The organism is Streptomyces sp. NPDC048192 (assembly GCF_043202415.1).
In the GTDB taxonomy this organism is placed as follows: Bacteria; Actinomycetota; Actinomycetes; order Streptomycetales; family Streptomycetaceae; genus Streptomyces.
Genome location: NZ_JBIDAL010000003.1, coordinates 403,767 through 430,614, shown reverse-complemented (window position 1 = coordinate 430,614; position 26,848 = coordinate 403,767). Strand labels below are relative to the sequence as shown.

Below are 26,848 nucleotides of genomic sequence, written 5' to 3'. Positions count from 1 at the left end.
GGCCGGTGTGTCGTTCATTTGCAGCAGTGTCGATCCCTCGTACGGGTCACCTGCCGCGCCGATGGGGTCAGCGCCTCATAGCGTGATCGTATGAACCACACTCCGCGGACCCGCACCGTCGTCAGCTGCGCCCTGCTGGTGACCGCGCTCGGCATGGGCGTCACCGCCTGCGGTCCGGACGGCGACCCCCTGTCGGCCAAGCCGTACGACGCGGCGGACGTGATCTCCTTCAACGGCCCGACCGAGGCAGGGAAGAAGGCCGATCCGGACAAGCCCCTGGAGGTCACCGCCGACGGCGACGACCGCATCACCGACGTCACCGTCCAGGACTCCGCAGGGCGCCATGTGGCGGGCGAACTCGCCGCCGACGGCAGCAGATGGCACAGCACCGCCCCGCTGGCCGCCAACGCCCACTACACGGTCACGGTGAGCACCGAGGACGACGACGGCGCGCCCGGCCGCAAGGTCTACGCCTTCGACACCAGCACACCCAGCAGCAAGAAACGCCTGACCGTCACCTTCGGGCCGAAATCGGGCCGGTACGGCGTCGGCGAGCCCATCACCGCCCAACTCGACCAGGCGGTCAAGGACAAGGCGCAGCGCGCCGTCGTGGAGCGCGCCCTCCGGGTGGACTCCGTGCCGGCCGTGCAGGGCTCCTGGTACTGGGTCAACGACAAGGAACTCCACTACCGGCCCCAGGAGTACTGGCCCACCGGCACGACGGTCACGGTGCACAGCAACCTGGACGGCATCAAGATCGGCGACCGGCTGTGGGGCGGCCCGTCCAAGCCGGTGAAGATCACCATCGGCGACCGGATCCTGGCCCTCACCGACGCCGCGGCCCACCAGCTGACGTTCTACAAGAACGGCGAGGTGGTCAAACGGATCCCCGTCACCACCGGCAAGCCCGGCTACGACACCCGCAACGGCATCAAGGTCGTCCTGGAGAAGTCGTACGTCGTGCGGATGCGCGGCACCACGATCGGCATCTCCGCAAGCAGCTCCGACTCCTACGACCTGAACGTCTACTACGCCGCCCGGGTGACCTGGTCCGGCGAATACGTCCACGCCGCGCCCTGGTCCGTGGGCTCACAGGGCTACGCGAACGTCAGCCACGGCTGCACCGGCATGAGCAACGCCAACGCCGCCTGGTTCTTCGACAACATCCACCCCGGCGACATCGTCCAGGTCGTCAACTCGCGCGGCCACCAGATGGAGGACTTCGGCAACGGCTTCGGCGACTGGAACGTCGACTGGAAGAAGTGGACCCAGGGCAGCGCCCTGACGAACGCCAAGCAGACCACGCCGTCGGCCGCGGACACGGTGCGCCTCCAGCCGACGGCGCTGTAGGCGCCCCGCCCTGCTAGGCGCTCAGCAGCCTCTTCTGCCGCAGCAGGGAGGCGAGGGCCGAGGAGAACTCCACGGGATCCACCGGAAGGGTCACAGCGGCGTCCGCCCGGCTCCACGTCGCCAGCCAGGCGTCCTGCGGCCGCCCCATCAGAAGCAGCACCGGCGGGCAGTTGAAGACCTCGTCCTTGATCTGCCGGCACACCCCCATACCGCCCATCGGCACGGCCTCGCCGTCCAGCACGCAGACGTCGATGCCGCCCTTGTCCAGCTCACGCAGCACCGCGCCGGGCGTGGCGCACTCGACGAACTCGACGAGGGGCACGTCCGGAGCGGGCCTGCGGCCGGCGGCCAGCCGTACTTGCTCGCGGGTGTTGGAGTCGTCGCTGTAGACCAGCACCGTGGCGGTCGGCTGCATGGTTCCTCCGGGACGTCGGCGTCGTACGGACGGGACGGACAGGGCCGTTCGGGGCGGAGCTTACTCCCGTGGAAGTGCCCATGAACACCACGTCAACACCGGTTCGGCGGGGAGCAACACTCCGAACGGCACCCCCCGGAGTGAGGGCGGGATAAGCGACCGACATAATGTCGGTCGTGGCGACAGCAACGACAGTAGAAACCGGGCACGCGCACCCGTCGGTCAATCGGCCGAACCTCACCAGCGTCGGAACCATCATCTGGCTGAGTTCCGAGCTGATGTTCTTCGCGGCCCTCTTCGCGATGTACTTCACCCTGCGATCGGTGACGGGTCCGGCGCACTGGAAGCACATGGCCGACGCGCTCAATGTGCCCTTCTCCGCGACGAACACCACGATCCTGGTGCTCTCCTCGCTCACCTGCCAGCTCGGCGTGTTCGCGGCCGAGCGCGGTGACGTGAAGAAGCTCCGCGGGTGGTTCATCCTCACCTTCATCATGGGTGCGATCTTCATCGGCGGTCAGATCTACGAGTACACGAGCCTGGTGAGGGACGAGGGCATCTCGCTGTCCTCGGACCCGTACGGCTCGGTGTTCTACCTGACCACCGGCTTCCACGGCCTGCACGTGACGGGCGGTCTCATCGCCTTCCTGCTGGTCCTGGGACGCACCTACATGGCCAAGAGGTTCACCCACGAGCAGGCGACCGCCGCCATCGTCGTGTCCTACTACTGGCACTTCGTCGATGTGGTCTGGATCGGCCTTTTCGCCACGATCTACCTGATCAAGTAGCCGGGACCGGTTCCCGCACATCCAGAAGCACCGACGCAGAAGATCCTGACACCGGGGTAATCCGTGAAAAAGCTCTCCGCACGACGACGCCATCCGCTGGCGGCGGTCGTCGTCCTACTCCTCGCGCTGGCGGCCACTGGGGGGCTGTACGCCGCGTTCGCACCCGCGGGCAAGGCGCAGGCCGATGATTCCGCCCAGTCCCTGACCATCCAGGAGGGCAAGAAGCTCTACGAGGTCGGCTGCGCCAGCTGCCACGGCACCGGTGGCCAGGGCTCCTCCGACGGGCCGAGCCTGGTCGGCGTGGGCGCCGCGGCCGTCGACTTCCAGGTCGGCACCGGCCGTATGCCCGCGGCCACCTCGCAGGGCGCCCAGGTCCCGCGCAAGAAGGTCGTCTACAACCAGACGCAGATCGACCAGCTCGCCGCGTACATCGCCTCGCTGGGCGCCGGCCCGAGCGTCCCCACCAAGGACCAGTACGGTCCGGCCGGTGCGGACATCGCCAAGGGCGGCGAGCTGTTCCGCACCAACTGCGCGCAGTGCCACAACTTCACCGGCAAGGGCGGTGCCCTCAGCAAGGGCAAGTTCGCGCCCTCGCTGGAAGGTGTCGACCCGAAGCACATCTACGAGGCCATGCAGACCGGCCCGCAGAACATGCCGTCCTTCCCCGACACCACGCTGTCCTCGAAGAACAAGAAGGACATCATCGCGTACCTGCACGCGGTCGACAGCAGCGAGACGACGAACCCCGGCGGTCTGGAGCTGGGCGGCCTCGGGCCGGTCAGCGAGGGTCTGTTCGCCTGGATCTTCGGCCTCGGCGCGCTGATCGCCGTCGCCGTCTGGGTCGCCGCTCGGACCGCAAAGGCCAAGAAGTCATGAGTAGCCAAGACATTCCAGAAGAGAACCTGCCCGCTGAGCAGGACCACGCGCACGGCGCGGTAGGGATCGCGGACGAGGAGAACCCGTTCGCGGACCCGGGCCTGCCGCCCCACGAGCACCGCATCCAGGACATCGACGAGCGGGCCGCCAAGCGGTCCGAGCGCGCGGTCGCCCTGCTGTTCACGGTGTCGATGCTGGCCACCCTCGGCTTCATCGCCTCGTACGTGACGATCCCGCACGACAAGAGCATCTTCGTGTTCCCGATCGGGCACACCAGCGCGCTGAACTTCGCGCTGGGCCTGACCCTCGGCGCGGCGCTGTTCTGCATCGGCGCGGGCGCGGTCCACTGGGCCCGCACCCTGATGTCCGACGTCGAGGTCGCCGACGAGCGGCACCCGATCGAGGCCGCCCCCGAGGTCCGCGCGAAGGTCCACGCGGACTTCCGGCAGGGCGCCAAGGAGTCGGCGCTCGGCCGCCGCAAGCTGATCCGCAACACGATGTTCGGTGCGCTGGCGCTGGTGCCGCTCTCCGGCGTCATGCTGCTGCGCGACCTCGGCCCGCTGCCCGGCACCTCGCTGCGTCACACGCTGTGGGCCAAGGGCAAGCGCCTGGTCAACATGAACACGGGTCAGCCGCTGCGTCCCGAGGACGTCGCCGTCGGCTCCCTCACCTTCGCCAAGCCCGACGGGCTGGAGGAGACGAGCGAGGACTTCCAGACGGAGATCGCCAAGGCCGCCCTGATGATCGTCCGGCTCCAGCCGGGCAACATCAAGGACAAGCGCGAGCTCGACTGGTCGCACGAGGGCATCGTCGCCTTCTCGAAGATCTGCACCCACGTCGGCTGCCCGATCTCCCTGTACGAGCAGCAGACGCACCACGTGCTGTGCCCGTGCCACCAGTCCACCTTCGACCTCTCCGACGGTGCCCGAGTGATCTTCGGCCCCGCCGGCCACGCCCTGCCGCAGCTGCGCATCGGTGTGGACAGCGAGGGTTACCTCCAGGCGCTCGGCGACTTCGAGGAGCCCGTCGGTCCTGCATTCTGGGAGCGCGGATGAGTACTGCATCGAACGACGCACCCCGCTCTCGCGGGAAGGCACCGGCCGGCGAGCGGATCGCCGACTGGGCCGACGGCCGGCTCGGGATCTACTCCCTGGCCAAGGCCAACATGCGCAAGATCTTCCCCGACCACTGGTCGTTCATGTTGGGCGAAGTGTGCATGTACAGCTTCATCATCATCATCCTGACGGGTGTCTATCTGACGCTGTTCTTCCACCCGTCGATGAACGAGGTCGTGTACCACGGCAGCTATGTCCCGCTCCAGGGGCAGATGATGTCCGAGGCGTTCAACTCGACCCTGCACATCTCCTTCGACGTGCGCGGTGGTCTGCTCATCCGGCAGATCCACCACTGGGCCGCGCTGATCTTCCTCGCCGGCATGTTCGTGCACATGATGCGCGTGTTCTTCACCGGCGCGTTCCGCAAGCCGCGTGAGATCAACTGGCTGTTCGGCTTCCTGCTGTTCGTCCTCGGCATGTTCACCGGCTTCACCGGTTACTCGCTCCCGGACGACCTGCTCTCCGGCACCGGTGTCCGCTTCATGGAGGGCGCGATCCTGTCCGTGCCGATCGTCGGCACGTACCTGTCGTACTTCCTCTTCGGCGGTCAGTTCCCCGGCCACGACTTCGTCGCCCGGTTCTACTCGATCCACATCCTGCTGCTGCCGGGCATCATGCTCGGCCTGATGGTGGGCCACCTGATCCTGGTCTTCTACCACAAGCACACGCAGTTCGCGGGTCCGGGCAAGACCAACAACAACGTCGTCGGCATGCCGCTGCTGCCGGTCTACATGGCCAAGGCCGGAGGCTTCTTCTTCCTGGTCTTCGGTGTCATCGCGGCCATCGCGGCGGTCGCCCAGATCAACCCGATCTGGGCCATGGGCCCCTACCGTCCGGACCAGGTGTCCACGGGCGCCCAGCCCGACTGGTACATGGGCTTCTCCGAGGGCCTGATCCGCTTCATGCCGGGCTGGGAGATCAACTTCGCGGGCCACACGCTCGTCCTGGGCGTGTTCATCCCGCTGGTGATCTTCCCGCTGGTCCTGGCGGCGATCGCGGTCTACCCGTTCATCGAGGCCTGGGTCACCGGCGACAAGCGCGAGCACCACATCCTGGACCGCCCGCGCAACGCCCCGACCCGCACCGGCCTGGGTGTCGCCTGGATGACGCTGTACCTGCTTCTGCTGGTCGGCGGCGGCAACGACCTGTGGGCCACGCACTTCCACCTGTCGATCAACGCCGTGACCTGGTTCGTCCGGATCGGGTTCTTCGTCGGCCCGGTCATCGCGTTCCTCGTCACCAAGCGGATCTGCCTGGGTCTGCAGCGGCGCGACCGCGAGAAGGTGCTGCACGGCCGCGAGACCGGCATCATCAAGCGGCTGCCGCACGGTGAGTTCATCGAGGTGCACGAGCCGCTCAGCCAGGAGCAGCTGCACACCCTCACCGCGCACGAGCAGTACCAGCCGGCCGAGATCGGCCCGACGGTCGACGAGAACGGCGTCGAGCGCAAGGTGGGTGCCGGCCAGAAGCTGCGGGTGAAGCTGTCCAACGCCTACTACGGCGAGAACAACCAGATCCCGAAGCCCACCGTCGAGGAGTACAAGGAGATCACGAGCGGCCACGGCCACCACTGATCCCCGCGTCGCCACATGAAGGGCCCCGTCCGGCTTACGGACGGGGCCCTTCGGCGTGTACCGGGGTGGATAGGGTGGGAATCCACCACTGATTCCGTGTACGAACCCAGGAGCGGCTGATGAGCGCTGTGACCCCCGCTGGAGGCGACACCGCGGCGGGCCGTTCCTGGCCCGCCCTGCTGAACGGCCTGCTGGACGGCCATGACCTGTCCGCCGACGACACGGCGTGGGCGATGGACCTGATCATGCGCGGCGAGGCGACCGACGCGCAGATCGCCGGGTTCATGGTGGCCCTGCGGGCCAAGGGCGAGACGGTGGAGGAGATCACCGGGCTCGTCCGCACGATGTACGCGCACGCCAATGTGATCGAGGTGCCGGGCCCGGCCGTCGACATCGTCGGCACCGGCGGCGACGGCGCCAAGACGGTGAACATCTCCACGATGTCGTCGATCGTCGTGGCGGGCACGGGCGCCAGGGTCGTCAAGCACGGCAACCGCGCCGCGTCCTCCGCCTCCGGGTCCTCCGACGTCCTGGAGAAGCTCGGGATCAATCTGAACCTGACCCCGCAGCGGGTCGCCGAGGTCGCCGAAGAGGCCGGCATCACCATCTGCTTCGCGGTGAGGTTCCATCCGTCATTGCGTCATGTCGCCCCGGCGCGCGGCCAGTTGGGCATCCGCACCACCTTCAACGTCCTCGGCCCGCTGACCAACCCCGCGAACGTCCGGTCCCAGGCCGTCGGTGTCGCCGACCCGCGGATGGCGCCCATCGTGGCCGGGGTCCTCGCCGAGCGCGGCAACTCCGCCCTGGTCTTCCGCGGCGACGACGGCCTGGACGAGCTGACGACCACGTCCACCTCCCGGGTGTGGATCGTCCGCGACGGCAAGGTCACCGAGGAGACGTTCGACCCTAGGCACGTCGGCATCGACCTCGTTCCCGTCGAGGCCCTGCGCGGCGCGGACGCGTCGTACAACGCGGAGGTGGCGCGGCGCCTGCTGGACGGCGAGAAGGGCCCGGTGCGGGACGCGGTGCTGCTGAACTCGGCGGCGGCCCTCGTCGCCCTGCACCCGGCGGACGCCCCGCTCGCCGACCAGCTGCGCGCCGGCATGGCCAAGGCCGCCGAGTCGATCGACTCGGGCGCGGCGAAGCGCACCCTGGAACGCTGGGTGGCGGCCAGCAACGCCTAGCGGTCATCGCCAGCGGTCAAAGGAGGTCGTCGTCCCGCGATCCGGACACGGGTTGCGGGGCGACGATCTTTTCCCTTAAGTTCCCGTACCAGGTCATGAGTGACAGCCATCAGGCCCCGGCCGGCTGTCCGGCAACCCTCCGTCCGTGGCGGGGTGCCCCGGGTGAGGACCAGGCCGTAGGCAGCGAGGTCTACGGCAAGCGCGGACCCCTCGCGCGCTGCCCAGCGCGGGACCAGGGGTCCTGGTCGTCGAGGGAGTCTTCCGTGAGCAAGCGAATGCGATAGGGCCGCCGAGCCCCGCCTCCGCACACCCTTCTTCTCATCGTCCTGCGCCCTCGCGGGCGTGTTCCTCACGGGAGTTCCGCCATGTCCGTCTTCACCGCTGCCGCCGACCAGTCCGTTTGTGCCCCGCTGCCCGTTCTGGGCAGGGATGTCACCGTCCCGCTCGTCACCGGCGGCGAGGTCACCTACGCGGCCCTCGACTACGCGGCCAGCGCCCCCGCCCTGCAGCGCGTCTGGGACGACGTGGCCGCCTACGCGCCGTACTACGGCAGCGTCCACCGCGGCGCCGGCTACCTCTCCCAGCTCTCCACCGACCTGTTCGAGAACGCCCGCAGGACCGTCGCCGGGTTCCTCGGCTGCCGCGCGGACGACCAGGTGATCTTCACCCGCTCCACCACCGACTCGCTGAACCTGCTGGCCCGTGCGCTCCCCGCCGGCTGCCAGGTCTTCGTGTTCGAGACCGAGCACCACGCCTCCCTGCTGCCCTGGCAGGACGCGCGGGTGACCTACCTGGACGCCCCGCGCACCCCGCAGCAGGCCGTCACGACGCTGGAGCGGGCCCTCGCCGACCGCGACCCGTACGGCCCGGCCCTGGTCTGCGTCACCGGCGCCTCCAACGTCACCGGCGAGCTGTGGCCGGTGCGCGAACTGGCCGCCGCCGCCCACGCGCACGGCGCCCGGATCGTCCTCGACGCCGCCCAGCTCGCCCCGCACCACCCGGTGGACGTCCGCGACCTCGACGTCGACTGGGTGGCCTTCTCCGGGCACAAGCTGTACGCCCCCTTCGGCTCCGGCGTCCTGGCCGGCCGCGCCGACTGGCTGCGCGCGGCCGAGCCCTACCTCGCGGGCGGCGGCGCCAGCCGCAAGGTCACCCGGCGCCAGGACGGCGGCGTGGACGTGGAGTGGCACGACAGCGCCGCCCGGCACGAGGCGGGCTCCCCGAACGTCATCGGCGCCTACTCCATCGCCTCGGCCTGCAAGGCCCTCACCGAGGCCGGCTGGGACACCCTCGTCGCCCGCGAGCGGCACCTGATCGCCAGGGTCCGCGAGGGCCTCGCCGGGGTCCCGCAGGTGCGGATCCTGTCGCTGTTCGGCGACGACGCCCCGCGCGTCGGAGTCATCTCCTTCGTCGTCGAGGGCTGGAACAGCTCCCACTTCGCCGCCGCGCTCTCCGCCGAGTACGGCATCGGCGTGCGCGACGGCCTGTTCTGCGCCCACCCCCTGGTGCGCACCCTGCTCGGCAGCGACCCGCAGAGCCAGGGCGAGTGCGGCGCCCCCGAGGCCGCGCCGGGCGAGAAGTCCCTCAACGCCATCCGCGTCAGCTTCGGCGCGGGCACGCCCGACGAGCACGTGGACCGCTTCGTCACCGCCGTGAGGGAACTCGTGACCGAGGGCGCGAAGTGGACGTACCGCACGGAGGACGGCCGCTGCGTCCCGGCGGTCTGATCGATCAGTCGTCCAGGCCGGTCAGTTGTCCAGGCCGATCGAGAACGCCGCCTCCAGGTCGTGCTGGGAGTACGTCCGGAACGCGACGTGCGTGTCCGTCGCCTCGACACCGGGGATCTTGCTGATCCGGCCGGGGATGACCTCGGCCAGGTCGTCGTGGCGGCGCACCCGCACCATGGCGATCAGGTCGTAGGTGCCGGTGACCGAGAAGACCTCGCTGACGCTCTCGAGAGCGGCGATCTCCTCCGCGATCTCGGGGATCCGGTCGACACTGGTCTTGATCAGAACGATCGCGGTGATCACGGCTGGTTCTCTCCCTCGAGGGCCTGAGCAGGGGCGGCTTTCACTGTAGTCCCACGGCCGTGGCGGGCCCACGCGTAGCCGAAGCCCAGGCCGAAGCCGATCACGTGCGCCAGATACGCCACCCCGGGGCCGTCGGACGCGCGCCCGGCCGCCGCCCACTGCAGCGCCGCCCAGAACGGCAGCACCACCCACGCCGGAAACCGGAGCGGCAGGAAGAACAGGAACGGCAGGAGACTGGTCACACGCGCGCGGGGGAACAGGTAGAGGAACGCTCCGAGGACCGCCGAGATCGCCCCGGAGGCGCCGACCAGCGACTGCCCGGAGGTGGCGTTGGCGGCCGCGTAGCCCAGCAGGGCCAGGTAGCCGCAGCCGACGTAGAACAGGGTGAACTCGACCCGGCCCATCCGTTCCTCGGTCATCGTGCCGAAGACGAAGAGGAAGAGCATGTTGCCGAGCAGATGCACCCAGCTTCCGTGCACGAACAGGGCCGTGGCCGGGGTCAGGGCGTCGCGCACCGGCCTGGCGAACAGCTCGGACGGCACCACGCCCCAGCGCGCGAAGTACGCCCGCTGCGCGTCGAGCAGGGCCTGTCCGGAGCCGTATCCGGGGGTGAGCCCGGAGGCCGGGCCCAGCACGAAGAGCAGACAGCACAGGGCGATGAGGCCGTACGTCATCGGCGCCGAGGTGCTCCGGACCGCTCGCAGAACCCTGCCGGCCGCCGTACTCCACTGGCTGATCATGAATACAGAGCATGACGTAACGGGACGCAAGCTGACAGACCGCCTCGCCGCCGTGGACGGATCAGCGGCGAGTCGCTGCCAGGCCGTAGGGTTACCGCCACACGCGTCGGCCGGCGGCGCGTGCGGCGAGCACGAGCGATGACGAGAAGGAAGCGGACAGCGACGATGACGGTTCCCCTGCCGACCGCGACGACCCGATGGCGCTGCACCCTGTGCGGCAACCTCACCCGGTTCGACGTGACGCGTTCCTCGAAGGTCGTCGAGTACGTCCACCTCGATCTGGCGGGGGAGCCGACCGTGGAGGAGCGCGAGGTGGTCAGTGAGACCATCGAGTCGGTGCGCTGCCGCTGGTGCAACGCGGTGGACCAGGTGGAACTCGTGGACAGGCCGGGTGCCGGCTCCTGAGCGGAGCGGCCCCGGGCAGGGAAGTAGTGGGGTGTGACGGATGGCGGAGACCACGGGCGGGGGGCCGGGCGACGGCGCCGCCGAGGTGCTTGACCGTCCGCTGCCCGAGGGCGTGCGCCGCCGGGTCGTGCAGATCGTCTCGGACGGCTTCGGCGGCCTGACCCTGTCGGAACTGCCCGCACAGCTGAGGCAGTACGCCCGGTTCACCCCCACGCGCCGGGCGAAGTTCGCCGGGAACGCGATGGCGGCGGCGCTGGAGACCGACGCGCTGTTCCGGCAGCGGATCGGGGAGAAGCTCAGAGAGGCGCAGCCGGAACTCACCGGCGCCCTCGACTCCGGCTCCCCGCCCCCGGCCGCGGACCCGCTCGACGTGGCGGCCGCGGCCTACGTACTGCGCCCGGCGGGCTGGGTGAAGCTGGTCACCGCGGCCGGCGAGGAGGCCCAGCGCGCGGACGCCGAGCGCGCCGACGAGGAGACCCGGGCCGAGCTGGACCGGCTGCGCTCCGAGCTGGCCCACGCCCGCGAGCACACCCGCGCCGAGACCGAACGGCTGCGCGCGGAGCTGGAGTCGGCGAGGAGGGAAGCCGAATCGCTTCACCGCAAGCTCCGGGCCGCCCTCAGCGACGTCAAGCGCGGCGAGGCCGCCCTGCGCAAGGCCCAGGCCGAGACGGACGCCCTGCGCGCCGAGGCGCACACCCGGGTGTCGGCCGCCGAGAGCGAGACCCGCCGGCTCAAGGCCCGGCTCGGCGAGGCCGAGGCCGCGCTGGAGGCCACCCGCCGCGCAGCCCGCGAGGGCCGCAGCGTGGAGGACATGCGGGTACGGCTGCTGCTCGACACCCTGCTGGACGCCACCCAGGGACTGCGGCGCGAGCTCGCCCTGCCGCCGGTGTCCGTGCGCCCCGCCGAGACCGTGGACGCCGTCGAACCGGGCCGTATGACCCCCAAGGACATCGCGGCGCGCGCCCTGTCGGAGCACGACCCGGCCATCCTCGACCAGCTGCTCGCGCTGCCGCAGGCGCATCTGGTGGTCGACGGCTACAACGTCACCAAGACCGGCTATCCGCAGATGCCGCTGGAGAAGCAGCGGCTGAGGCTGCTCGGCCAGCTGTCCGCGCTCGCCGCGCAGACCGGCGCCGAGGTGACGTGCGTCTTCGACGGCGCCGAACTGGCCGCCCCGGTGCTGCTCGCGCCGCCGCGCGGGGTGCGGGTGCTGTTCTCCAAGCCGGGCGTCACCGCGGACGAGCTGATCCGCCAGCTGGTGCGCGCCGAACCGCCGGGCCGTCCGGTCATCGTCGCCTCCACGGACCGCGAGGTGGCCGACGGCGTCGCCAGGGCGGGCGCCCGACCGGTCGCGTCTGCGGTGCTTCTCAAGCGACTGTCCTGAAACTCCGCCGGACACAGGCAATGTCCGAATTGGAGTGATCTTCACGCCACCTAGTGTCAAACGCGCATCACTGCTTGTGAGTTGTGTGCAAAGAATGCATTGTGTGATGCGATTTTCTGGTGTGAGGATTTGAACTGATCACAACTGGGTCACTAGGGTCTGGGCTCGAACCTCCGAACGGGTGATCACTCACTCACTCACAAGAAGGAGTTCGTCCTCCGTGGCGTCCCATCGTCGACCCAAGCAGCAGAGTCGCGCCCGCGTGACCGTGCTGACCACCGCAGCCGCCGCCGCCGTCGTCCTGAGCGCGAACGCCGCCAATGCCGCGCCGAGCCAGAAGCTCACCAAGGACCAGGTCAAGGCCAAGGTCGACAAGCTCTACGAGGAGGCCGAGCAGGCCACCGAGAAGTTCAACGGGGCGAAGGACAAGCAGCAGAAGCTGCAGAAGGAAATCTCCACCATCCAGGACAACGTCGCCCGCGGTCAGCAGGACCTCAACAAGCTGCGCGACGGCCTGGGTTCGCTGGCCACCGCGCAGTACCGCTCGGGCGGCATCGACCCCTCGGTCCAGCTCTTCCTGTCCTCCAACCCGGACGACTTCCTCGACAAGGCCTCCACGCTCGACCAGTTGAGCGCCCAGCAGGTCGACGCCCTGAAGAAGATCCAGGACAAACAGCGCGAACTCGCCCAGGAGCGCGCCGAGGCCGCCGACAAGCTCAAGGACCTCTCCGCCACCCGCACCCAGCTGGAGGAGAAGAAGAAGGAGGTCCAGGCCAAGCTCGCCGAGGCGCAGAAGGTCCTCAACACCCTGACGGCCAAGGAGAAGCAGGAACTGGCCGCCCAGCAGGCGCGCGCCGACCGCTCCTCCAGCGAGCGCGTGAACCTGGGCGACGCCCCGCCCGCCTCCGGCCGCGCCGCCGCCGCCTTCTCCGCCGCCCAGAGCAAGCTCGGCTCGCCGTACGTCTACGGCGCCTCCGGCCCGTCCTCCTTCGACTGCTCGGGGCTGACCTCCTGGGCCTACGCCCAGGCCGGCGTCTCCATACCGCGCACCTCCGAGGCGCAGGCCACCATCGGCACCCGGATCTACGACCAGAGCCAGCTCAAGGTCGGCGACCTGGTGTTCTTCTACGGCGACATCCACCACGTCGGCCTGTACGCCGGCAACGGCCAGGTGCTGCACGCGCCGCACACCGGCGCCGTCGTCCGCTACGAGGCGATGTCCGACATGCCGTTCCAGTTCGGCGTCCGCGTCTGACCCCACGCCGCGCGGCACGGCCTGTTCCCCCCGCGGAACCCGCCCTGTTACCCGCGTACGCGCCCGGAACGCCTTCGGGATGGCGTCCGAACGGGCGAATCCCGTGGACCGGAGCTGACTCCACGCCCCGCCGGTGACCTGCGTCAGCGGCGGGGCGTCACTGTGCGTCGCCACGCCGGCCGTTGGTCGGCGCTCCCGCGCCCGGCTACTGTCTGCCGCGTTTCCCCGGCGCCGGGGTCTCCCCGTCCCCAGGCGCCGGGGAAACGGTCGTACGTCCGCCAGCAGAAGGACTGCCGTGGGGTCTCATCGCCGCCTTGCCTCCTTTGGATCCGACCGGGGCGCCGCCGCCCTGTGCGTACTGTCGGCCGCGACCGCCGCGCTCGGCGCCGTACCGGCGCACGCGGCACCGCACGCCGACGCCCGTGCCGAGGTCGACCGCCTCTACCAGGAAGCCGAGCAGGCGACCCAGGCCTTCGACAAGGCCCAGGAGAGCGCGGGGGTGCTGCGCCGCGAGGTGCGGGCCGCCCAGGACCACATCGCCCGGCAGCAGCAGCGCGTCAACACCCTGCGCGAACAGCTCGGCGCGCTGGCCGGCGCCCAGTACCGCGCGGGCGGCATCGACCCGGCCGTCGCGCTGCTCTTCTCCGACAGCCCCGACGACTACCTCGACAAGGCCACCACCCTCGACCGCATCACCGCCCAACAGGCCGGGCACCTGCGGGAGTTGCAGTCGGCGTTGCGGGAACTGGCCCAGGAGCGCGCACAGGCGGCCGGGAAGCTCGCCGAGCTGGAGCACAGCCGGGAGGCCGTGGCCGCGCACAAGCGGACCGTGCAGCAGAAGCTGGCCAAGGCCCAGCGGCTCCTCGGCACGCTGTCGCCCGCCGCACGCGCCGCCTTCGGCCGGGCCTCGCGCTCCGACGACGCCGGCCGCGCCGACCTGTCCGAGCTGGCCGGCCTGGCCGGCGACGGCGCAGCCCCCGACGCCCGCGCCGCCGCCGCGGTGGCCGCCGCCCGCTCCGCCCTCGGCCGGCCCTACGTGTGGGGCGCCAACGGCCCCTCCGGCTTCGACTGCTCGGGCCTGATGCAGTGGGCGTACGCACACGCCGGCATCCAGCTGCCGCGCACCTCGCAGGAGCAGCGCTTCGCCGGCCGGCACGTCCCGCTGTCCCGGATCCGGCCCGGCGACCTCGTGGTGTACCGCTCCGACGCCGGCCACGTGGGCATGTACGTGGGCGACGGCCGGGTCATCCACGCGCCCTATCCGGGAGCCGCGGTGCGTTACGACCCGGTCGGGATGATGCCGATCTCCTCGGTCACCCGGCCCTGATCCGCCCGCTCGCCGTTACGATCGGGAAGTGGCTGGTCGCAGACGGGTGTGGAGCATCGGGGCCGTGGGGCTCGTCCTGCTGCTGTCCTCGGCGGGCTGCGGCGGCACCCCGGCCGACGCCACCCGCACCGAGGTGCAGCACCTGCTCGACCGGCGCTCCGCCGCCCTGCTGCACCACGACGAGACGGCGTACGGGGCGACGGGCGCCCGCACCGAGTACACCCGGCTGCGCGCGCTGCCGCTGGCCTCCTGGGGCTACCGGGTCACCGACGTGCACCGCACCGGCTCCGGCGCCACCGCCGACGCCGACCTCCGCTACCGGGTCGCCGGGTACGACAGGGCCCCGGTCGACGCCCGCCGCACCCTCACCCTGCGCCGCACCGCGGACGGCGGGTGGTACGTCACCGCCGACCGGCCCGCCCGGGACGCCGGGCAGCAACTGTGGGACCAGGGCGCGGTGACCGCCGTCAAGGGCGCCCACAGCCTGGTGCTGGGCACCGGGCGGACCGGCGCGGACCTGCGCGGCTACGCGCGGCTCGCCGACCGCGCCGTCCCGGCCGTCTCCCGGGTCTGGGGCACCGGCTGGGCCCGCCATGTCGTCGTCCTCGTCCCGAGCTCCCTCGACGGCATGGCAGGGCTGCTGGGATCGCCGGCCGCCAACTACCGGGGCATCGCCGCCGTCACCACCGGGGAGGCGGGCGGCTCCGGCAAGGCTCCGGCGGACCGGGTGGTCGTCAACCCCGAGGCGTACGCCATCCTCGGCGACCTCGGCAAGCAGGTGGTGCTCACCCACGAGACCACCCATGTGGCCACCCGCGCGCAGACCACCGCGGCGACCCCGCTGTGGCTCTCCGAGGGCTTCGCGGACTGGATCGGCTACCTGGGCACCGGCCGCACCCCCACCGAGGCCGCGCCGGAGCTCACCCGTGCCGTCCAGGACGGCCACGCGCCCACCGCGCTCCCCACCGACAAGGACTTCGGCTTCACCAGCGCCCCCGCCGAGCTCGCCCGGGCCTACGAGGGCGGCTGGCTGGCCTGCCGGATGATCGCCGAACGCTGGGGCACGGCCCGGCTCGACGCCTTCTACCGCGCCGTGGGCGCCCACCGGCAGCGCGCGGGCGCGGTCGAGGAGGCCCTGAAGAAGGTGCTGGGCACCACGCCAGGGTCCTTCACCGACCAGTGGCGGGAGTACGTGCGCGAGCAGCTGACCCCGACCGAGTGACGGACGGGGCCGGGCGTCGGGTCAGGGGGAGACGGGGGTCCGGCGCGACCGGGCCGGCTCGGGTGGCAGGGGTGCGGCGGGGGCCGGGGTGACGGTCGAGCGCCACAGCCGGCGGGCCGCCGTGAGCGAGGCCGCCACCAGCAGGCCGTTGCGCAGCACCAGCAGCAGCACCCCGTACCCGTCGCTGACCACCACATGGCCGAAACCGATCGGGAACTCCAGCACCGTCACGAGGGACGCGGCCACCACCATCAGCGCGGGCGCGCCCATCCGGCTCGCCCGGTACGACACGCACACCGCGGCCAGGCCGACCAGCCACACCAGGTACTGCGGGCTGATCACCCGGCTGGTGACCGTGAACAGCAGCACCGCCGTGAAGGCCGCCTCCGCGAGCGTGTGCGGCGCCCAGCGGGTCGCGCGCAGCCGCCACAGCAGCAGCCAGGCGAACGCGAACACGGTCAGCGCCAGCGCCGCCGCGCTGACCTGCTCCACATACGGGCCGACGAACTCGATCGACCCGTAGTTCAGCAGCACCTGGCCCCGCCAGCCGAAGTGCCGGGCCACATGGAAGACCAGGGCGCCGAGCGACTCCACCTCGGTGCCCCGGTCCCGCTGGAAGGTCAGGAAGGCGAAGGCGCCCGGCATGGACACCGAGAACAGCGCGGCGAGGCCGGACGCGGTCACCGCCGCCGACCACCACGCCCGCCGCCGCACGGCGCCGACCAGCAGCAGCGCCGGCCACACCTTCAGCAGGGCGCCGAACGCCGTCAGCGCGCCCATCGCCTTCGGATGCCGGGCACCGGCGAGCAGCGCCGCCACGGCCACCGCGGTCACCATCACGTCGTAGCGGGCGTACACCGTCGGGCCGAGCAGCGGTACGCCCACCACCCACACCCACACACCGCGCGCGGAGCGGCCGGGGCGCCGGTGCGCCCACAGCAGCAGCACCAGGACGACCGCGTCGGCGAGGAACGCCAGCAGGAAGAAGGCGTGCTCGTACGACAGGAAGGGCAGCGCGGCGGGGGACAGGATCGGCAGGGCGGCGGCCGGCGGGTACTGCCAGGTCACGTCGTCCAGCGGAAACGTGCCCTGCCGCAGCACCTCGTACCAGCCCCGGTAGGTCACCGACACGTCGGAGGTGACGTCCAGGTCCGAGAAGGCGTACACCCGGAAGACGAACAGCAGCAGCAGCGTCCGGGTCGCGGCCCAGGTCGCGAGCGGCCAGGCCAGGGACCGCCCGGCGCCTTTGGTCTCCACGTGATCCCCTTGCCGTCCGATTCCCGTGCCGATCGCCTCGGTGCCGCCTCGGCACCATGATGGCGTGCCCGGCTGTGGGCATGCCACAGACTCGGCCGCGGCGGACCCGGTACCGCCCGTTCGACCCCGGCCGGGCACGGCCCGTTCGGTAGGGTCGGCGGCGATGCACAAGACCCTCATCGTCACCAACGACTTCCCGCCCCGGCCGGGCGGCATCCAGGCCTTCCTGCACAACATGGCCCTCCGCCTGGACCCCGGCCGGCTGGTCGTCTACGCCTCCACCTGGAAGCGCGGCCGGGAGGGCGCCGAGGCCACCGCCGCCTTCGACGCCGAGCAGCCCTTCACCGTCGTACGCGACCGTACGACCATGCTGCTGCCGACCCCGCAGGCGACCCGGCGGGCGGTGGGACTGCTGCGCGAGCACGGGTGCACCTCGGTGTGGTTCGGCGCCGCGGCGCCGCTCGGCCTCATGGCCCCGGCGCTGCGCAGGGCGGGCGCCGAGCGGCTGGTGGCCACCACCCACGGCCACGAGGCCGGCTGGGCCCAGCTGCCCGCCGCCCGGCAGCTGCTGCGCCGGATCGGTGAATCCACGGACACGATCACCTATCTGGGTGAGTACACCCGGTCGCGCATCGCCGCCGCGCTCACCCCCGAGGCGGCGAGCCGCATGGTGCAGCTGCCGCCGGGGGTGGACGAGAAGACCTTCCACCCCGGCTCCGGCGGCGAGGAGGTCCGTGCCCGGCTCGGCCTCACCGACCGCCCGGTCGTGGTCTGCGTCTCCCGGCTGGTGCCCCGCAAGGGCCAGGACACCCTGATCCAGGCCATGCCCCGCATCCTCGCCGCCGAGCCCGGCACCGTCCTGCTCATCGTCGGCGGCGGCCCCTACGAACGGGACCTGCGCCGGCTGGCCGCCGAGACCGGCGTCGCCGGTTCCGTCCGCTTCACCGGCGCCGTCCCCTGGTCCGAACTCCCCGCCCACTACGGCGCCGGCGACGTCTTCGCCATGCCCTGCCGGACCCGGCGCGGCGGCCTCGACGTGGAGGGCCTGGGCATCGTCTACCTGGAGGCGTCGGCCACGGGACTGCCGGTGGTGGCGGGCGACTCGGGCGGCGCACCGGACGCCGTCCTGGACGGAGAGACCGGCTGGGTGGTCCCGGGCGGCGACCCCGCGGCAGCGGCCGACCGCATCATCCCCCTCCTCCAGGACCCCGACCTCCGCCGCAGGATGGGCCAGCGGGGCCGACAGTGGGTGGAGGACCGCTGGCGCTGGGACCTCCTCGCCGAGCGCTTGAGGCAGCTGCTGTAGGACTGCGCCGGGGTGGGGAACCGGGCTTCGCCGGATGGGCGTGGCGTCCCGCGCTACTTGGTGTAGAGCGCCTCGATTTCGTTCGCGTAGTCCTTCGCCACCACGTTCCGCTTCAGCTTCAGGGACGGGGTGAGGTGGCCGGACTCCTCCGTGAACTGCGACGACAGGATGCGGAACTTCCGGACCGACTCCGCCTTCGACACCGCGGCGTTGCCGTCGTCGACCGCCGTCTGGATCGCCGCGATCAGGTCCGGGTCGTCCTTCAGCGACGCCGCGGTGGAGCCCGCCGGCTTGCCGTGCTCGGCGGCCCAACGGCCGAGGAACTCCTCGTCGATGGTGACCAGCGCGCCCACGAACGGCCGCCCGTCGCCCACCACCATGCACTCCGCGACCAGCGCGTGCGCCCGGATCCGGTCCTCGATCACTGCCGGGGCGACGTTCTTGCCGCCCGCGGTGACGATGATCTCCTTCTTCCGGCCGGTGATCCTGAGGTAGCCGTCCTCGTCCAGGGTGCCGATGTCCCCGGTGTGGAACCAGCCGTCGGCCAGCGCCTCCGCGGTGGCGCCGGGGTTGTTCCAGTACTCCTTGAACAGGTGCTCGCCGTGCAGCAGCACCTCCCCGTCGTCCGCTATCCGCACCACCGAACCCGGCAGCGGCTGCCCGACCGTGCCGATCTTCTGCCGGTCCCACGGGTTGAACGCCGTCGCCGCACAGGACTCGGTCAGGCCGTAGCCCTCCAGCACCGTGAAGCCGATGCCCCGGAAGAAGTGGCCGAGCCGCTCGCCCAGCGGGGCGCCGCCGGAGATGGCGTACTCGCCCCGGCCGCCGAGCACCGCGCGCAGCTTGCCGTAGACCAGCCGGTCGAACACCTTGTGCTTGAGCTTCAGGCCGAACGACGGGCCCGACGGGTTGTCCAGCGCCTTGCTGTAGGCGATCGCGGTGTCCGCCGCCTTGTCGAAGACCGCGCCCTTGCCGTCCGCCTGCGCCTTGGCGCGCGCCGAGTTGTACACCTTCTCGAAGACCCGCGGCACGCCGAGGACCAGCGTCGGCCGGAACGCGGCCAGTTCGTCGGTGAGGTTCTTGATGTCCGGGACGCAGCCCAGCTTGATCGGCGCCATCATCGGCGCGATCTGCACCAGCCGGCCGAAGACGTGGGCGAGCGGCAGGAAGAGCAGCACCGAGCACTCGCCGGTGCGGAACAGCGGGCGCAGCCGCTCCACGATGTTGCCGCACTCGGCGAAGAAGCTGCGGTGGGTGAGCACACAGCCCTTGGGGCGGCCGGTGGTGCCGCTCGTGTAGACGATGGTCGCCGGGTCGTCGGCCTTGGCCAGCGAGCCGCGCTCCTCGACCGTCTCGTCCGACACGTCCTGCCCGAGCCGTCCCAGCTCCTCCACGCCGCCGGCCTCGATCTGCCAGACGTGCTTGAGGGCGGGCAGCGACTCGCGCACCGACTCCACGGCCGCCGCGTGAGTGTCCAGCTCCACGATGCAGGCGGTGGCGCCCGAGTCGGACAGGATCCACTGCACCTGCTCCGGCGAGCTGGTCTCGTACACCGGCACGGTGACCGCGCCCGCGCTCCAGATGGCGAAGTCCAGCAGCGTCCACTCGTACCGGGTGCGGGACATCAGGCCCACCCGGTCGCCCGGCTGCACCCCGGCCGCGACGAGGCCCTTGGCGGCGGCGTGCACCTCGGCCAGGAACGCCCGGGCCGTCACGTCCTGCCAGACACCGGCCACCTTGCGGGCGATGACGGCGACGTCGGGATGCTGCGCGGCGTTTCTGCGGACGATGTCGGTCAGATTGCCGTCCGCAGGGACCTCGTACAAAGCCGGAAGGCTGAACTCGCGCAAGACTGCTGCTCCTCATAGGGCGCCGGCGCCACGACACTGTGTGATGCGACGGTGCGGTCCACGGCTCGGGCAGTGCTCGGGAATTCAGCTGTTGAAAACCAGAGCACGACTGGACTGCCCGGACGTTACCCGCCGGTATGGCGTCTAGGACAGGGGGTTCCGCCGAGATGTTCGCTGCGTCACACGCGTGGGCGTTCCTTCGCGCACAGTAGTCCACGGCCGAAGCGACCGGCGAGTAACCGCAGGCCGGACCGACACTGTTCACGCAGATCCCACAGGCCTACGCTTGATCGCCATGGCATCCACACGCCCCGGAAACCGAAGGACGCGCGTCCACGTGGTCAGCGACGTGCACGGCAACGTCCGCGACCTGGCGCGGGCCGGCGACGGTGCCGACGCCCTGATCTGCCTGGGCGACCTGGTGCTCTTCCTCGACTACGCCGACCACTCGCGCGGCATCTTCCCGGACCTGTTCGGCAAGGAGAACGCCGACCGGATCGTCGAGCTGCGCACCGCCCGGCGGTTCGAGGAGGCGCGCCGGTTCGGCGCCCGGCTGTGGGCGGGCATCGGCTCGGACCGGGCGGCGGCCATCGAGAAGGCGGTGCGCAGGCAGTACGCCGAGCTGTTCGCCGCGTTCCCCACCCCGACGTACGCCACCTACGGCAATGTCGACATGCCGCCCCTGTGGCGGGAGTACGCCGGCCCCGGCACCACCGTCCTCGACGGCGAGCGGGTCGAGATCGGCGGCTGGACCTTCGGCTTCGTCGGCGGCGGACTGCGCACCCCGATGCGCACGCCGTACGAGATCGGCGACGAGGAGTACGCGGCGAAGATCGAGGCGGTCGGCGAGGTCGACGTGCTGTGCACGCACATCCCGCCGGAGGTGCCGGAGCTGGTCTACGACACGGTCGCCCGCCGCTTCGAACGCGGCAGCCGCGCCCTGCTGGACGCCATCCGCCGCACCCGGCCCCGCTACGCCCTCTTCGGCCACGTCCACCAGCCGCTCGTCCGGCGCATGCGCATCGGCGCGACGGAGTGCGTGAACGTCGGCCACTTCGCCGGGACGGGCCGGCCCTGGGCGCTGGAATGGTGAGAAGCGGGACATCGGGTGAAGGCGGCAGGTCGGCGGCGCGGTAGCCTTCACGCTGCACACACGTGCGCACGACGACCTCTGTACCGGCCCGCATCTGGAGGAGCCACGGCGATGGCGGAACACACCAGCTCGAGCATCACCATCGAGGCGGCACCGGCCGACGTCATGGGGGTGATCGCCGACTTCGCCCGCTACCCCGACTGGACCGGCGAGGTGAAGGAGGCGGAGGTCCTCAGGACCGACGACCAGGGCCGCGCGGAGCAGGTCCGCCTCGTCATGGACGCCGGCGCCATCAAGGACGACCAGACGCTGGCCTACACCTGGACCGGCGACAACGAGGTCTCCTGGACCCTGGTCAAGTCCCAGATGCTGCGCTCCCTCGACGGCTCCTACATCCTCAAGCCCACGGGCCCGTCCACCACCGAGGTCACCTACCTCCTCACCGTGGACGTCAAGATCCCCATGCTCGGCATGATCAAGCGCAAGGCGGAGAAGGTCATCATCGACCGCGCGCTGGCGGGCCTGAAGAAGCGCGTGGAGTCGGGGCGGAAGTAGTCGCTCCCGTTTGAACCCCGCGCACGGCGGTACCGTTCACCCCCATGCGCACCATCCTGATCACGGGCCCGGGCGGCAGCGGCCGTACCACGATCGCCGCCGCCACCGCGCTCGCCGCCGCCCGCGAGGGCGCCCGCACCCTCCTGCTCGGCGCCGACCGCACCGACACCCTCGGCGCCGCGCTGGGCTCCGCGACAGGACCGGCGCCGCACGAGGCCGCGCCGCAGCTCACCGTCTGGCGCCCGGACGCCGCCGCGCGCTTCCGCGAGGACCTCACCGCCTTCCAGGACCGCGCCGGGAGCGTCCTCGACCTGCTCGGCGCCGCCCGGCTGGACGCCGAGGAGGTCACCCCGCTGCCCGGCGCCGAGGAGCTGTCCTTCCTGCGCGCCCTGAGGGACGCCGCCCTGTCCGAGCGGTTCGACCTCCTCGTCGTCGACCTCCCGCCGCTGCCGCAGGCCCTCGCGCTGCTCGGCCTGCCCGAGGAGCTGCGCCGCTATCTGCGCCGCCTGCTCCCGCCCGAGCGGCAGGCGGCCCGCGCCCTGCGCCCGGTCCTCGGCCGGCTGGCCGGCGTGCCGATGCCGTCCGACTGGCTGTACGAGACGGCGGCCCGCTGGGACGTCGAACTGGCCGCCGTCGAGGCCGTCCTCGGCGACCGGGACACCGTCGTGCGCCTGGTCGCCGAGCCCGGCCCGGCCGGCGCCGACGCCGTGCGGACCGCCGGTCTCGGCCTCGCCCTGCGCGGCCTGCGCACCGAGGCCCTGATCGCCAACCGCACCCTGCCCGAGAGCACCCCGGACAGCTGGCTGTCCTCCCTGCTCGCCCAGCAGCGCAAGACGCTCGCCGACTGGCAGGAGCAGCCGTACGACGTCCATCCCGTCCCGCACCTCGGCCGCGACCCGCGCGGCGCCGACGACCTCGCCGCCCTCGCCGTACCCGGCGCCGAACCGGCGCCCGCCCCGGTCGAGTGGCCCGTCGAGGACCGCAGGAGCGAGGACGGCGTGCTGGTCTGGCACATCCCGCTGCCCGGCGCCATACGGGAGGAGCTGGACCTGATCCGGCGCGGCGACGAACTCGTGATCAGCGCCGGCCCGTTCCGCCGGATCGTCCCGCTGCCCTCCGCCCTGCGCCGCTGCGGCGTCGCCGGCGCCGGCCTGCGCGAGGGCGAGCTGCGCATCCGGTTCGCCCCGGACCCCGACCTGTGGCCCGCGACCGGACGGTGATGATCCGGGCGCGGCCGTTCGGGTAACGTCGTAAGGGCGAACAGTAGTCAGGAGTCCGCCATGAGCGAAGAGCGTCCCGCATCCGACTCGCCCGAGGAACAAGCGGAACAGGGGCGGGCGACCGACGCCGACGCCTGGGCCACGGCCTGCGCCGAGGACCTCGCCGCCGAGAAGGCCCGCCGCCGCGCCGAGCACGGACCGCAGCCGGGCTCGGCCGCGGAGGAGCTGAAGAGGCTCGTGGACACGGTGGCCGAGAAGCTGTCCGGGCTGCAGTCACCGGTCCTCGGCGGCCTCGCCGGACCCGCCGCCCAGCAGGTGGTGCGGCAGGTCGTGCAGCAGGCCAAGGCCGCCGTGGAGCCCGTCATCGACCGCAACCCCGAGGTCTTCGACCATCTCGCCGCGGCCGGCAGCGAACTGCTCGCCGCCTACCGCTCCGCGGTCCAGGCCCAGGAGCGACGCTGGACGGCCCGCACGGCCGACGACCTCAGCCGCGAGGATCCCGGCGACGGGCGCGACGGAGGCGAGGGCACCGGCCCGGGCGAGCGCATCGACCTGGACTGAAGCCCTCCCACGGCGGGGCCTCGGGTACGGTTGGCCGTAGCGGGGCTCGACCGAAACTGAGGGATTCATGGGACTCACCATCGGCGTCGACATCGGCGGCACCAAGATCGCGGCCGGCGTGGTCGACGAGGAAGGCAACATCCTCTCGACCTTCAAGGTGCCGACCCCCACCACGCCCGAGGCCATCGTGGACGCCATCGCCTCGGCGGTGGAGGGTGCGCGCGCCGGGCACGAGATCGTCGGCGTGGGCATCGGCGCGGCCGGTTACGTCAACCGCCAGCGCTCCACGGTGTACTTCGCGCCCAACATCGACTGGCGCAACGAGCCGCTGAAGGACAAGGTCGAGGCCCGCGTGGGCCTGCCGGTCGTGGTCGAGAACGACGCGAACGCCGCCGCCTGGGGCGAGTACCGCTTCGGCGCCGGCAAGGGCCACCGCAACGTCATCTGCATCACGCTCGGCACCGGCCTCGGCGGCGGCATCATCATCGGCAACAAGCTGCGCCGCGGCCACTTCGGCGTGGCCGCGGAGTTCGGGCACATCCGGATGGTCCCGGACGGCCTGCTGTGCGGCTGCGGTTCGCAGGGCTGCTGGGAGCAGTACGCCTCCGGCCGCGCCCTGGTCCGCTACGCCAAGCAGCGCGCCAACGCCACCCCCGAGCGCGCCGAGGTGCTGCTGGCGCTCGGCGACGGCACGCCCGACGGCATCGAGGGCAAGCACATCTCCATGGCCGCCCGCCAGGGCTGCCCGGTGGCCGTGGACTCCTACCGCGAGCTGGCCCGCTGGGTCGGCGCGGGCCTGGCCGACCTGGCCTCCCTCTTCGACCCCTCGGCGTTCATCGTCGGCGGCGGCCTGTCCGACGAGGGGGAGCTGGTCCTCGACCCGATCCGCAAGTCCTACAAGCGCTGGCTGGTCGGCGGCAACTGGCGCCCGGTGGCCGACGTGATCGCCGCCCAGCTCGGCAACAAGGCGGGCCTGGTGGGCGCGGCGGACCTGGCGCGGGAACCCGACCCGATCATGTGAGAAGGCGTACGACCCTGCCCGCCACGTCCGGTCCCGGGACGGGCGGGCATCGTCGTATGTTGATCGGCATGGCGACCAGCACGCTGCTTCCCAACTCCCGTACCGAATCCGACGGTTCCGCGGTCCTCCGCGTCCTGAGCTACAACGTCCGCTCGATGCGCGACGACACCGACGCCCTGGCCCGGGTGATCACCGCCTGCGCCCCCGACCTGGTCCTGGTCCAGGAGGCCCCCCGCTTCTTCCGCTGGCGCAAGAAGCTCGCGCGCCTGGCGGCGGCCTCCGGCCAGGTGATCCTCACCGGCGGTGCCACGGCCGCCGGACCGGCGATCCTCTGTTCCCTGCGGGCGACGGTCGAGCGCACGGAGGACGTCCTCCTCCCGCTCACCCCCGGGCTCCACCGGCGCGGCTTCGCCACGGCCGTGATCCGGGTCGGCGGGGCCCGGCTGGGCGTGATCAGCTGTCATCTGAGCCTGGACGAGGAAGAGCGGTACCAGCAGGGCGGCATGCTCCTCGACCGCCTCGCCGGACTCGGCGCCGAGCACGCCGTCGCCGGCGGCGACCTCAACGAAGGCCCCGGCGGCCGGACCTTCCGCCGGCTCTCCGCGAGCCTCCAGGACTGCCGGGCCGCCGCCCCCTGGGGAGGCGGGACGACCTGGCCGCACAGCGACCCGCCGCGGCGCATCGACGCCGTCTTCGCCACCAAGGGCGTCGAGGTGCTCGGCTGCGGGGTGCCCCTGGACCAGCCGGGCGTCACCCGCGCGGACCTGACGGCGGCCACGGACCATCTCCCGGTGCTCGCCGCGGTCCGTGTACCTGCGGCGTGAGGACCACTACGAGGTCACCACTACGAGGTCCGGGACGCGGTGGCAGGGCCGCGCCGTCAGACCACCGCGCCCCGTCCCGGGTCGTCCTCCTCGTCGTCGTCCGTGCGCATCCGCATCACCAGCGTGGCGAAGCCGCCGAGGAAGCCCCCGACGCTCAGGGTGGTCAGCCACCAGGTCATGTCCCAGCCGAGCAGCATCGCCAGCAGCACCAGCACCGGACCGCCCACGACGCCCAGCCAGGCGAACTTCGCGGTGGCGTCGGCGTTCGGCAGCGGCGGCGGCTCCGGCGGCACGAAGTGGCCCTCGTCGTCCTCGTCGAAGTCGTCCTCGGAGGGCGCGGGCGGGGTGTGGTCGCGCGGGCCGACCCCGGGCGCGAAGGAGACCGAGCTGCCCAGCGGCGGCCGCACCGGCGCCTTGTCGGCGGCGTCGCTCTCGGCGTCCTGCTCCGGCTCCGGCAGCGCCAGGTCCTCCACCGGCCGGAACGGCGCGGCCCCCGGCGGGTCCGGCGGCTCCTCGCCGTACCCCGCGACGATGGCCCGCCAGGCGGCGTCCTCGTCGAAGGGCGGGTTCTGCTCGTCCGGCTCGCGGCCCTCGCGGTCGGACTCGTGCTCAGCCACCTGCGGCCGTCCCTTCCTCGCCGGGACCGGGTGCGAGCCGGCCCATGAAGCCGAGGCTCTCCTTGAAGATCCGGTCCGCATCCACGTCCAACGTCGCCACGTGGTAGCTGTGTTCCAGCACGATCTCCGTCACGTCCGTGGACGACACCCGGCTCAGCACCCGCGCCGAGTCGGCCGCCGGGACCACATGGTCCCGGGCGCTGCGCAGCAGCAGCAGCGGCTGGGTGACCTGGGGCAGCTCGACGTCCAGCCGGCGCAGGAACCGACGCAGCGAGTGCGCCGCGTGCAGCGGCACCCGGTCGTAGCCGAGCTCGGCCGCGCCCTCCTTCGCTATGTCGCTGGCGATGCCCTTCGTCGTGCGCACGAGATGCCGGGCCACCGGAAGGGCGTACGCCGACAGGCCGTGCACCTTGTTCGCCGGGTTGACGACGACGACGCCCCGCACGCGCTCGCCGTGCCGGGCGGCCAGCCGGAGCGCCAGCGCGCCACCCATCGACAGGCCCGCCACGAACACCCGGGAACAGCGCTCGGAGAGCATCCGCAGCTCGCGGTCCACCTCCGCGTACCAGTCCTGCCAGGTGGTGACCTGCATGTCCTCCCAGCGGGTGCCGTGGCCGGGCAGCAGGGGCAGCGACACGGTCAGGCCGTGCGCCGCATGGTGCTCCGCCCAGGGGCGCAGCGACTGGGGCGAGCCGGTGAAGCCGTGGCAGAGGAGGACCCCCACCTCCCCGCCCTCGTGGCGGTACGGCTCGGCTCCGGGGAGGACCGGCACCTTCGACGCTCCTGTTCCTGAAGAGGCCCCCGCCGGTGGCCGGCGCGGGCGTGAGGGAAACGTGCGGATGTGCTTCACCGTACGCGACGGCACTGACACCGACCAGG

Annotated in this window: 26 protein-coding genes and 1 riboswitch; of the genes, 19 read left to right on the top strand and 7 right to left on the bottom strand. The window is 71.8% G+C overall.

All coding sequences use genetic code 11. The annotated features are described in order from the left end of the window. Window positions 1-90: 90 nt before the first annotated feature. The gene (locus ACGFZN_RS07580) at window positions 91-1,350 is read left to right on the top strand and encodes an Ig-like domain-containing protein (protein ID WP_393857545.1); all 1,260 of its coding nucleotides are present in this window, start codon (window positions 91-93) and stop codon (window positions 1,348-1,350) included. Window positions 1,351-1,363: 13 nt separating this feature from the next. Here the strand turns inward: ACGFZN_RS07580 and ACGFZN_RS07575 are convergent, their stop codons facing one another. Next, window positions 1,364-1,765 carry a hypothetical protein gene (locus tag ACGFZN_RS07575; RefSeq protein ID WP_393857544.1) on the bottom strand — a complete coding sequence of 134 codons (402 nt, stop codon included), beginning with the start codon at window positions 1,763-1,765 and terminating at the stop codon, window positions 1,364-1,366. 167 nt (window positions 1,766-1,932) lie between these two features. On the opposite strand from ACGFZN_RS07575, the gene ACGFZN_RS07570 reads away from it, so the two are divergent. The 6 genes from ACGFZN_RS07570 (at window position 1,933) to ACGFZN_RS07545 (ending at window position 9,029) form a co-directional block, all read left to right on the top strand. Beyond that, window positions 1,933-2,553 (top strand): heme-copper oxidase subunit III, encoded by a 621-nt coding sequence (locus ACGFZN_RS07570; RefSeq protein ID WP_351203789.1) that lies wholly within the window; start codon window positions 1,933-1,935, stop codon window positions 2,551-2,553. A gap of 63 nt (window positions 2,554-2,616) precedes the next feature. Continuing rightward, window positions 2,617-3,429 carry a c-type cytochrome gene (locus ACGFZN_RS07565; RefSeq protein WP_393857543.1) on the top strand — a complete coding sequence of 271 codons (813 nt, stop codon included), beginning with the start codon at window positions 2,617-2,619 and terminating at the stop codon, window positions 3,427-3,429. Then, on the top strand, window positions 3,426-4,484 hold the full coding sequence (locus ACGFZN_RS07560; protein WP_393857542.1) for a Rieske 2Fe-2S domain-containing protein: 1,059 nt from the start codon (window positions 3,426-3,428) through the stop codon (window positions 4,482-4,484). Before ACGFZN_RS07565 ends, ACGFZN_RS07560 begins: the two co-directional genes overlap by 4 nt. Next, window positions 4,481-6,118, top strand: coding sequence for a cytochrome bc complex cytochrome b subunit (locus ACGFZN_RS07555; RefSeq protein ID WP_393857541.1), 1,638 nt, complete (start codon window positions 4,481-4,483; stop codon window positions 6,116-6,118). Before ACGFZN_RS07560 ends, ACGFZN_RS07555 begins: the two co-directional genes overlap by 4 nt. A 119-nt stretch (window positions 6,119-6,237) precedes the next feature. Beyond that, window positions 6,238-7,302, top strand: a complete 1,065-nt coding sequence (gene trpD / locus ACGFZN_RS07550; RefSeq protein ID WP_393857540.1) for an anthranilate phosphoribosyltransferase — start codon at window positions 6,238-6,240, stop codon at window positions 7,300-7,302. Window positions 7,303-7,393: 91 nt separating this feature from the next. Beyond that, window positions 7,394-7,510, top strand: a riboswitch (SAM riboswitch). Between the two features lie 157 nt (window positions 7,511-7,667). Further along, window positions 7,668-9,029 (top strand): aminotransferase class V-fold PLP-dependent enzyme, encoded by a 1,362-nt coding sequence (locus ACGFZN_RS07545; protein WP_393857539.1) that lies wholly within the window; start codon window positions 7,668-7,670, stop codon window positions 9,027-9,029. A 21-nt stretch (window positions 9,030-9,050) separates the two neighbouring features. Here the strand turns inward: ACGFZN_RS07545 and ACGFZN_RS07540 are convergent, their stop codons facing one another. Beyond that, window positions 9,051-9,332, bottom strand: a complete 282-nt coding sequence (locus tag ACGFZN_RS07540) for an Lrp/AsnC ligand binding domain-containing protein (RefSeq protein ID WP_330340541.1) — start codon at window positions 9,330-9,332, stop codon at window positions 9,051-9,053. Further along, window positions 9,329-10,072, bottom strand: a complete 744-nt coding sequence (locus tag ACGFZN_RS07535; protein WP_393857538.1) for a rhomboid family intramembrane serine protease — start codon at window positions 10,070-10,072, stop codon at window positions 9,329-9,331. The genes ACGFZN_RS07540 and ACGFZN_RS07535 overlap by 4 nt, the downstream gene beginning before the upstream one ends. A 165-nt stretch (window positions 10,073-10,237) precedes the next feature. On the opposite strand from ACGFZN_RS07535, the gene ACGFZN_RS07530 reads away from it, so the two are divergent. From ACGFZN_RS07530 to ACGFZN_RS07510, 5 genes are all read left to right on the top strand, one after another. Then, entirely contained in the window at window positions 10,238-10,477 is a 240-nt protein-coding gene (locus ACGFZN_RS07530; protein ID WP_014672226.1) for a hypothetical protein, read from the top strand. A gap of 40 nt (window positions 10,478-10,517) precedes the next feature. Beyond that, window positions 10,518-11,861 (top strand): NYN domain-containing protein, encoded by a 1,344-nt coding sequence (locus ACGFZN_RS07525; RefSeq protein ID WP_393857537.1) that lies wholly within the window; start codon window positions 10,518-10,520, stop codon window positions 11,859-11,861. 220 nt (window positions 11,862-12,081) lie between these two features. Further along, window positions 12,082-13,116 carry an NlpC/P60 family protein gene (locus tag ACGFZN_RS07520; protein WP_393857536.1) on the top strand — a complete coding sequence of 345 codons (1,035 nt, stop codon included), beginning with the start codon at window positions 12,082-12,084 and terminating at the stop codon, window positions 13,114-13,116. 295 nt (window positions 13,117-13,411) lie between these two features. After that, complete coding sequence (locus ACGFZN_RS07515) at window positions 13,412-14,443, top strand: NlpC/P60 family protein (RefSeq protein WP_393857535.1); 1,032 nt, start codon at window positions 13,412-13,414, stop codon at window positions 14,441-14,443. 28 nt (window positions 14,444-14,471) lie between these two features. Beyond that, window positions 14,472-15,665, top strand: a complete 1,194-nt coding sequence (locus tag ACGFZN_RS07510) for a hypothetical protein (protein ID WP_393857534.1) — start codon at window positions 14,472-14,474, stop codon at window positions 15,663-15,665. 21 nt (window positions 15,666-15,686) lie between these two features. Here ACGFZN_RS07510 and ACGFZN_RS07505 read toward each other — a convergent pair whose 3' ends face one another. Then, on the bottom strand, window positions 15,687-16,922 hold the full coding sequence (locus ACGFZN_RS07505; protein WP_393857533.1) for a glycosyltransferase 87 family protein: 1,236 nt from the start codon (window positions 16,920-16,922) through the stop codon (window positions 15,687-15,689). A 163-nt stretch (window positions 16,923-17,085) separates the two neighbouring features. Here ACGFZN_RS07505 and ACGFZN_RS07500 point away from each other — a divergent pair, with 163 nt between their 5' ends. Next, window positions 17,086-18,228 (top strand): glycosyltransferase family 4 protein, encoded by a 1,143-nt coding sequence (locus ACGFZN_RS07500; RefSeq protein WP_393857532.1) that lies wholly within the window; start codon window positions 17,086-17,088, stop codon window positions 18,226-18,228. Window positions 18,229-18,281: 53 nt separating this feature from the next. Here ACGFZN_RS07500 and ACGFZN_RS07495 read toward each other — a convergent pair whose 3' ends face one another. Further along, window positions 18,282-20,078 (bottom strand): AMP-dependent synthetase/ligase, encoded by a 1,797-nt coding sequence (locus tag ACGFZN_RS07495; RefSeq protein WP_393857531.1) that lies wholly within the window; start codon window positions 20,076-20,078, stop codon window positions 18,282-18,284. A 295-nt stretch (window positions 20,079-20,373) separates the two neighbouring features. Between ACGFZN_RS07495 and ACGFZN_RS07490 the strand changes: the two genes are divergently transcribed. The 6 genes from ACGFZN_RS07490 to ACGFZN_RS07465 all read left to right on the top strand — a co-directional run bounded on the left by ACGFZN_RS07490 (window position 20,374) and on the right by ACGFZN_RS07465 (window position 25,352). Then, window positions 20,374-21,171, top strand: coding sequence for a metallophosphoesterase (locus ACGFZN_RS07490; protein ID WP_393857530.1), 798 nt, complete (start codon window positions 20,374-20,376; stop codon window positions 21,169-21,171). 111 nt (window positions 21,172-21,282) lie between these two features. After that, a complete protein-coding gene (locus ACGFZN_RS07485) occupies window positions 21,283-21,726 on the top strand; it encodes an SRPBCC family protein (protein WP_393857529.1) in 444 nt (147 codons plus the stop codon). A gap of 44 nt (window positions 21,727-21,770) precedes the next feature. Then, on the top strand, window positions 21,771-22,946 hold the full coding sequence (locus tag ACGFZN_RS07480; protein WP_393857528.1) for an ArsA family ATPase: 1,176 nt from the start codon (window positions 21,771-21,773) through the stop codon (window positions 22,944-22,946). A 60-nt stretch (window positions 22,947-23,006) separates the two neighbouring features. Further along, entirely contained in the window at window positions 23,007-23,507 is a 501-nt protein-coding gene (locus tag ACGFZN_RS07475; protein ID WP_393857527.1) for a DUF5304 domain-containing protein, read from the top strand. 67 nt (window positions 23,508-23,574) lie between these two features. Then, window positions 23,575-24,528 (top strand): ROK family glucokinase, encoded by a 954-nt coding sequence (locus tag ACGFZN_RS07470; protein ID WP_360149925.1) that lies wholly within the window; start codon window positions 23,575-23,577, stop codon window positions 24,526-24,528. Between the two features lie 68 nt (window positions 24,529-24,596). Then, window positions 24,597-25,352, top strand: coding sequence for an endonuclease/exonuclease/phosphatase family protein (locus ACGFZN_RS07465; RefSeq protein ID WP_393857526.1), 756 nt, complete (start codon window positions 24,597-24,599; stop codon window positions 25,350-25,352). A 56-nt stretch (window positions 25,353-25,408) separates the two neighbouring features. Here the strand turns inward: ACGFZN_RS07465 and ACGFZN_RS07460 are convergent, their stop codons facing one another. Together ACGFZN_RS07460 and ACGFZN_RS07455 are read right to left on the bottom strand one after the other, a co-directional pair. Next, window positions 25,409-25,969 (bottom strand): hypothetical protein, encoded by a 561-nt coding sequence (locus ACGFZN_RS07460; RefSeq protein ID WP_393857525.1) that lies wholly within the window; start codon window positions 25,967-25,969, stop codon window positions 25,409-25,411. Next, window positions 25,962-26,741: an alpha/beta hydrolase gene (locus ACGFZN_RS07455; RefSeq protein WP_393857524.1), complete on the bottom strand. Its 780-nt coding sequence runs from the start codon at window positions 26,739-26,741 to the stop codon at window positions 25,962-25,964. The genes ACGFZN_RS07460 and ACGFZN_RS07455 overlap by 8 nt, the downstream gene beginning before the upstream one ends. Window positions 26,742-26,848 lie beyond the last annotated feature (107 nt).